The 7254-nt window shown below is 72.7% G+C and carries 5 protein-coding genes and 1 pseudogene; 3 read left to right on the forward strand and 3 right to left on the reverse strand.

All coding sequences use genetic code 11. The annotated features are described in order from the left end of the window. The coding region (locus VR44_RS31715) for an ABC transporter ATP-binding protein (protein WP_045951077.1) at positions 1 to 3219 on the reverse strand (3219 nt) is incomplete at its 3' end. 233 nt (positions 3220 to 3452) lie between these two features. Here VR44_RS31715 and VR44_RS31720 point away from each other — a divergent pair. Both VR44_RS31720 and VR44_RS31725 read left to right on the forward strand, forming a co-directional pair. Further along, positions 3453 to 3821, forward strand: coding sequence for a type II toxin-antitoxin system RelE/ParE family toxin (locus VR44_RS31720; RefSeq protein ID WP_045951078.1), 369 nt, complete (start codon positions 3453 to 3455; stop codon positions 3819 to 3821). Positions 3822 to 3834: 13 nt separating this feature from the next. Further along, entirely contained in the window at positions 3835 to 4179 is a 345-nt protein-coding gene (locus tag VR44_RS31725; RefSeq protein ID WP_045951079.1) for a helix-turn-helix domain-containing protein, read from the forward strand. On the opposite strand, the gene VR44_RS31730 is transcribed toward VR44_RS31725, so the two are convergent. Both VR44_RS31730 and speB read right to left on the reverse strand, forming a co-directional pair. Beyond that, a complete protein-coding gene (locus VR44_RS31730) occupies positions 4176 to 5864 on the reverse strand; it encodes a thiamine pyrophosphate-binding protein (RefSeq protein ID WP_045951080.1) in 1689 nt (562 codons plus the stop codon). The two genes, VR44_RS31725 and VR44_RS31730, sit on opposite strands and share 4 nt — an antisense overlap. Before the next feature lie 73 nt (positions 5865 to 5937). Further along, on the reverse strand, positions 5938 to 6906 hold the full coding sequence (speB, locus tag VR44_RS31735) for an agmatinase (RefSeq protein ID WP_045951081.1): 969 nt from the start codon (positions 6904 to 6906) through the stop codon (positions 5938 to 5940). 130 nt (positions 6907 to 7036) lie between these two features. Here speB and VR44_RS31740 point away from each other — a divergent pair. Beyond that, a pseudogene (locus tag VR44_RS31740) lies at positions 7037 to 7254 on the forward strand (PucR family transcriptional regulator); the annotation flags it as partial.

Raw genomic sequence — 7254 nt, forward strand, 5'->3', positions numbered from 1 at the left:
GCCGTCGGCGGTGACCCGGCCCGAGGTCGGGTCGTAGAACCGGGCCACCATCTTGACCAGCGTGGACTTCCCCGCGCCGGTCTCGCCGACGAAGGCGACGGTCTGCCCGGCGGGTATCCGCAGGCTGATGCCGCCCAGCGCCTCGCCCTTCTCACCGCGCTCCTCGGCGGTGGCGTACGCGAAGCGCACGTCCTCGAAGGCGATCTCGCCGCGCAGGGCGGTGACCTCGCGGGGCGCGGCCGGGGGCGGGGTGGTGGTGGGCTCGCGCAGCAGGTCCTGGATGCGGCCGAGGGAGACGGTGGCCTGCTGGTAGCCGTCGAAGACCTGGGAGAGCTGCTGGACGGGGGCGAAGAACAGGTCGATGTAGAGCAGGTAGGCCACCAGGGCGCCGGTGGTGAGGGTGGCCGCCTCGACCCGGCCGGCTCCGACGATCAGCACGGCCGCCGCCGCGCCCGAGGACAGTAGCTGGACGAACGGGAAGTAGACGGATATCAGCCACTGGCCGCGCACCCGGGCCTGGCGGTAGGAGTCGCTGCGCTCGGCGTAGCGGCGGGCGCCGGAGTGCTGGCGGCGGAAGGCCTGGAGCAGGCGCAGCCCGGCGACGGACTCCTGGAGGTCGGCGTTGACCAGGCTGACCCGGTCGCGGGCGAGCTCGTACGCGGCGACCGACCTGCGGCGGAAGACGACCGTGGCGAGGACCAGGACGGGCAGGGTCGCGAAGACGATCAGCGCCAGTTCGAGGTCGAGGACGAGCAAGGCGATCAGGATGCCGAAGAAGGTCAGGACGGAGACGACCGCGGTGACCAGACCGGTCTGCAGGAAGCTGGAGAGGGAGTCCACGTCGGTGGTCATCCGGGTCATGATCTTGCCGGTGAGCTCGCGCTCGTAGTAGTCCAGGCCGAGGCGCTGGAGCTGGGCGAAGATCTTGACGCGCAGGGCGTAGAGCACGCGCTCGCCGGTGCGTCCGGTCATCCGGGTCTCGGCGAACTGCGCGGCCCACTGGGCGATGACGACGGCCAGGGCGAGGCCCGCGGCGGCCCACACCGCCCCGAGGGCGGCCTTCTCCACGCCCTGGTCGATGCCGTGCCGGATCAGGACCGGCAGGAGCAGGCCGGCGCCGGCGTCGAGGGCGACCAGGCCGAGGCTGATGGCGAGCGGGGCCCAGAAGCCGTGCAGCAGCCGGCGCAGGCCGTAGCTCTCCTCGGCGGCCGCGGCCCGCTCCTCGTCCACCTGCGGCCGGTCGTCGACGGGCGGCAGGGCCGCGACCTGGGCGAGCAGTTCGGGGGTGGCTCCCGGCGCGGGCTCCTCGGCCTTGTCCCGGCGCCGCCACAGCTCGGGGGTGACCCCGTCGGCCACGCGCCGCTTGGCGCTCACGGGCTCGGAGTCGATCTCGGCCTCCAGCTCGATGTCCCGTTCCAGGTCGCGCTGGACGTCCCGTTCGAACTCGGCCATGGAGGGCCCGCCGGGGGTGCGCGGGGAGCCGGCACCGAGGGCCTCGGGGTCGGTCAGCAGGCGGCGGTAGAGGGCGGAGCGGCGTTCCAGCTCCTCGTGCGTGCCGATGTCGGCGAGCCGGCCGCCGTCGAGGACGGCGATCCGGTCGGCGAGGGCGAGGGTGGAGCGGCGGTGGGCGATCAGCAGGGTGGTGCGGCCCGCCATGACGGCGCGCAGCGCCTCGTGGATCTCGTGCTCGACGCGGGCGTCGACGGCGGAGGTGGCGTCGTCGAGGAGGAGGAGCCGGGGGTCGGTGAGGAGGGCGCGGGCGAGCGCGATGCGCTGGCGCTGGCCGCCGGAGAGGGTCAGGCCCTGCTCGCCGACCTTGGTGTCGTAGCCGGCGGGCAGCGCCTGGATGAACGATTCCGCCTGGGCCGCGCGGGCGGCGGCGCGTATCTCCTCTTCGGTGGCGTCAGGGCGCCCGTAGGCCAGGTTGGCCCGGATGGTGTCGGAGAAGAGGAACGAGTCCTCGGGCACCAGGCCGATGGCGGCGCGCAGGGAGTCGTACGTCAGCTCGCGCACGTCCTGGCCGCCGACGCGGACGGTGCCGTGGTCGGCGTCGTAGAAGCGCGGCAGGAGCAGCGAGAGGGTGGACTTGCCGGAGCCCGAGGCGCCGACGACGGCGACGGTCTCCCCCTCGGCGACGGTCAGCGTGAACCCGTCGAGGACGGGCCGCTCGGGGTCGTAGCCGAACCGGACGTCCTCGAACGCGACGGTGGCGGGGGCGTCGGCGGGCAGTTCGCGCGTCCCCTCCTCGATCACCGGCTCGGTGTCGATGAGTTCGAAGACCCGCTCCACGCCGGCCCGGGCCTGCTGGCCGACGGTGAGGACCATGGCGAGCATGCGGACGGGGCCGACGAGCTGGGCGAGGTAGGTGGAGAAGGCGACGAAGGTGCCGAGGGTGATGTGCCCCTTGGTGGCCAGCCAGCCGCCGAGGGCCAGCATGGCGACCTGGCCGAGCGCGGGGACGGCCTGGAGGGCCGGGGTGTAGCGGGAGTTCAGCCGGATGGCGCGCATCCGGCCGCCGAAGAGCCGGCGCCCCGCCTCGCGGAGCTTGCCGGTCTCCTGCTCCTCCTGCCCGAAGCCCTTGACCACGCGCACGCCGGTGACGGCACCGTCGACGACGGTGGCGACGGCGGCGGCCTGGGCCTGGGCGTACCAGGTGGCGGGGAAGAGCTTCTTGCGGCTGCGCTTGGCGATGAACCAGAGCGCGGGGGCCATCAGCAGCGCGACCACCGTCAGCAGCGGCGACAGCCACACCATGACGGCCAGGGATATCCCGAAGAGCAGGAAGTTGCCGATGGTCATGGGCAGCATGAAGAGCAGGCCCTGGATCAGCTGGAGGTCGCTGGTGGCCCGGCCGACGACCTGCCCGGTCGACAGCTCGTCCTGCCGCCGGCCGTCGAGGCGGGCGATGGTGTCGTACATGTCGGTGCGCAGGTCGTGCTGCACGTCGAGGGCGAGGCGGCCGCCGTAGTAGCGGCGGATGTAGGTGAGCACGTAGACGAGCAGGGCGGCGCCGACGAGCAGGCCCGCCCAGGGCCCCATCGGCTTGCTCCCGTCCCCGATGACGTCGTCGATGATGACCCGGGTGACGAGCGGCACGAGCGCCATGACGGCCATGCCGCCGAGTGAGGAGCCGAGCGCCAGCAGCACGTTGAGCCTGTACCGCCAGGTGTAGGCGGCCAGCCGCCTGCCCCAGCCCTGTTTCTCCCCAGCCGCCGTCACGTGGGTGCCTCCCCGTAGGTCCTGTCCTGCCGAGACCCCCAACGCTCCGACCGGCGGATTTCATCCCGCCGCAACATTTCGAACATGCGCGTACGGCGCCTCCGGCGCACGCGGGGAGCGGCCGGACGGGCTACGCGGGCAGCGGGGATCCCGGGAACGGGTCCTCACTCGTTCGGGCGGCTTCCCGCGCTTTCGCCGCCGCCATACACTGGACTGTCTATACGTTCAGCTATATGGAAGACCTTTTCACGGTCGAGATCGAGCCGGAGGTCCGGCTGTGGCTCATGAACCTGTCGGACGCCGACTACCTGGTGGCGGAGCACGCCGTGGGACTCCTCGTCGACGCTCCGACCACACTCGGGGAACCGTACTCACGGCACTTGGGAGGCGGCGTCCGCGAGCTGCGCTTCATACTCGGCCACAACCGCGAGGCGGTGCGCCTCTCGTACCGCCTCGCTCCTCACCGGAGGATCGTGCTTCTGACCGTCTTCAGGAAGACGAAGCAGCGCGAAGTCGCAGAAGTGGATCGGGCCGTACGCGCGGGCCGGGTGTGCGAGTCCTCCCATGGGCCGGCGGTCGACGTGTATACCCGTGACGTCTAGAAGGGAGAACGCCATGGTCAGCCACGCTCAGTGGAAGCTCTCGCGGGACAGGAAGGTGGCACAGGGCCTGGCCGAGTCCGCCGAGACCGCACGGCAGAGGGAGGAGATCCGGCTCGCCTTCGAGCTCGGGCAGGCGGTGTACGACCGTCGCAGCGAGCTCGGGATCTCGCAGACCGAGCTCGCGCGCCGGGCAGGGATGACACAACCCCAGGTGTCGAAGCTGGAGCTGGGCGGGACCGTACCGACGGTGCCTCTGCTGGCACGGCTCGCTCGGGCCATGGAGTCCGAGCTGACCCTCAAGCTGGTCGGGGAGACGTCCCACGTGGTCTTCGCGGCCCAGCATCACGAGGCCGCCTAGCCCAGGTGGGTCGGGGCGAACATCCTGAGGGTGGCCGGGAGGACCAGGACCGAGGGGCCGGGGGTGGTGAGGGCGGCGGCGAGGTCCTCGCGGAGGGTGGCCGGGGTGGTGGTGGAGGCCGGGACGCCGAAGGAGGCTGCCAGGGCCGTGAAGTCGGGGCGGGTGAGCTCGGTGCCGGTGGTGCGGCCGTCGTAGGCGTCCGTCATGTACTCGCGCAGGATGCCGTAGCCGCCGTCGTCCACGATCAGCCAGGTGACGTCCAGGCCGTACTGCTTCGCGGTGGCGAGCTCGGAGACGGAGTACATCGCCCCGCCGTCGCCGGAGACGGCGAGGACCGGGCTGCCGGGCTCGGCGAGGGCCGCTCCGAGGGCCGCCGGGAAGGCGTAGCCGAGGCCGCCGGCGCCCTGGGCCGAGTGCATGGTGTTGGGGTGCTTGGCATCGAAGGCCGACCAGGCCCAGTAGGACAGGATCGTCATGTCCCAGAAGGACGGGGAGCGGGCCGGGAGGGCGGACCTGATCGAGGTCAGGAGCTGCTGTTCCAGGGTGAGGTCCTGGGCGGCGAGGCGGGCGGCGATGTCGGAGAGGACCGCGCGGACCCGGGCGGGGGCGTCGGCGTCCTCGCGGGGGCCGACCGTCTCCAGGAGGGCCTGGAGGGCCAGGCGGGCGTCCGCGTGGATGCCGAGCGCGGCGTGGTTGGACTCCAGCTTGCCGAGGTCGGCCTCGATCTGGACGACCCGGCCCGTGGGGAAGAACGTGTGGTAGTTCGAGCTGAGTTCCCCCAGGCCCGAGCCGACGACCAGCAGGACGTCGGCGTCCTCCAGGAAGTCCGTCATGTGGCGGTCCTCCAGCCAGGACTGGAGGGAGAGCGGGTGGTTCCAGGGGAAGGCGCCCTTGCCGCCGAAGGTGGTGACCACGGGGGCGTTCAGCCGCTCCGCGAGCTGCTTGAGCTTGCCGGCGGCGTCCGCGCGGATCACGCCGCCGCCCGCGATGATCACCGGGCGTGCGGCCCGGGACAGCCAGTGCGCCGCCAGCGCGGTCAGCTCCGGGCGCGGGGCCAGTTCACGCGGACTGGCGTCCATGCCCGTGACCTGCGGGATCACCGTCTCCGCGCGGAGCACGTCCTCGGGGATCTCCACCCAGACGGGGCCGTGAGGGGCCGTGAGGGCCGACTCCCAGGCCTCGGCGACGACGGAGGGGATCTGGGAGGGGGTGCGGGCGGTGTGGACCGACTTCACCACGTCACGGAAGGACGCGGACTGCTCGCGCAGCTCGTGCAGGTGGCCGCGCCGGCCGCCGCCCAGGCCCGGGGACGGGACCTGGGAGGAGATGGCGAGGACGGGCGCGGAGGCGGCCGCCGCCTCCGCGAGGGCCGGCAGGGACATGAGCGCCCCGGGGCCGGTGGAGAGGAGGAGCGGGACCGCCTCGCCGGTGAGGCGGCCGTAGGCGTCGGCGGCGAAGCCCGCGCTGTTCTCCGTGCGCAGGCCGACCAGGCGCAGGTCGGAGCGGCCGACGGCGTCGAAGAGGGCCAGCGCGTGCTGCCCCGGCAGACCGAAGACGGTGGTCGCGCCGAGGCCGCGCAGCGTCTCCACGACCAGGTCCCCGCCCGTACGGCCCGGCGGCGGGGCCAGGGCGGCCGCCGTCTGGGCTTCGGTCGGGCGGAGAACCAGGTCGTGGTCGTGCGTCACGTGCTTGCGTGCCCTTCGTGCCGTCGCGCTGTGGTGCCGGGCCGCCGTACCTCGCCGGGTGTCACGCCGGGTGTTACTTCGCCTTCGAGGCGGCGATCTGGCGGCTCATGATCGTGGTGAGCTCGTACGCGGTGTGCGAGGCCGCGACCGAGGTGATCTCGGCGTGATCGTACGCCGGGGCGACCTCGACCACGTCGGCGGAAACGAGGTTGCAGGAGGACAGACCGCGGATGATCTCCAGCAGCTCGCGGGAGGTCATGCCGCCCGCCTCCGGCGTGCCGGTGCCGGGCGCGTGGGCCGGGTCCAGGACGTCGATGTCGATGGAGATGTACAGCGGGCGGTCGCCGATGCGCTGGCGGAGCTGGTCGGCGATCTCGTCGGCGCCGCGGCGGTAGACGTCCGCCGAGGTCACGATGCCGAAGCCCATCTTGGCGTCGTCGTCGAGGTCCTGCTTGCCGTACAGCGGGCCGCGGGTACCGACGTGGGAGAGCGCCTCGGTGTCGAGGATGCCCTCCTCGACGGCGCGGCGGAACGGGGTGCCGTGGGTGTACTCGGCGCCGAAGTAGGTGTCCCAGGTGTCCAGGTGGGCGTCGAAGTGCAGCAGGGCGACGGGGCCGTGCTTCTTCGCGACCGAGCGGAGGAGGGGGAGGGCGATGGTGTGGTCACCGCCGAGGGTCATCAGGCGGGAGCCGGAGGAGAGCAGCTCGTCGGCGGCGGCCTCGACCGTCTCGACGGCCTCGTTGATGTTGAAGGGGTTCACCGCGATGTCGCCGGCGTCGGCGACCTGCGCGAGGGCGAACGGGGAGGCGTCCTGCGCCGGGTTGTACGGGCGCAGGAGGCGCGAGGCCTCGCGGATGGCGTTGCCGCCGAAGCGGGCGCCGGGGCGGTAGGAGACACCGGAGTCGAAGGGCACGCCGACGACGGCGACGTCGGCGGAGCCGACCTCGTCCAGGCGGGGCAGACGGGCGAAGGTCGCCGGACCGGCGTAGCGCGGGATGCGGGAGGAGTCGACGGGGCCGCGCGGCGTCTGCTCGGTGCTCATGGGGGTGCCCTTCTGGTGGTCCTGCGGGGGTCCTGCTGGTGCGGTCTTTCGAGCGTAAGGGGGCGGGGAGGGGGCGCGAAGTGTACGTTTCATCCATCAGGTCGTCTCGATGTGTATGGAGTATCCATCCATGGCCGCGGAAACCCCTCCCACCGCGCCGGTCGCCCTCGCGGCCCTGCTCGCCGACCGGGAGCTGGACCTGCGCCGGCTGGCGGGGCCGGCCGAGGCCGAGGTGCACGGGGTCCACGCCTCGGAGATGGCCGATCCGTCGCCGTACCTGCTGGGCGGGGAACTGCTGCTGACGGCGGGGGCCGGGCTGACGGGGGCGGGGGCGGCCTCGGATTCGGC

The organism is Streptomyces katrae (assembly GCF_000966975.1).
GTDB lineage: Bacteria > Actinomycetota > Actinomycetes > Streptomycetales > Streptomycetaceae > Streptomyces > Streptomyces katrae.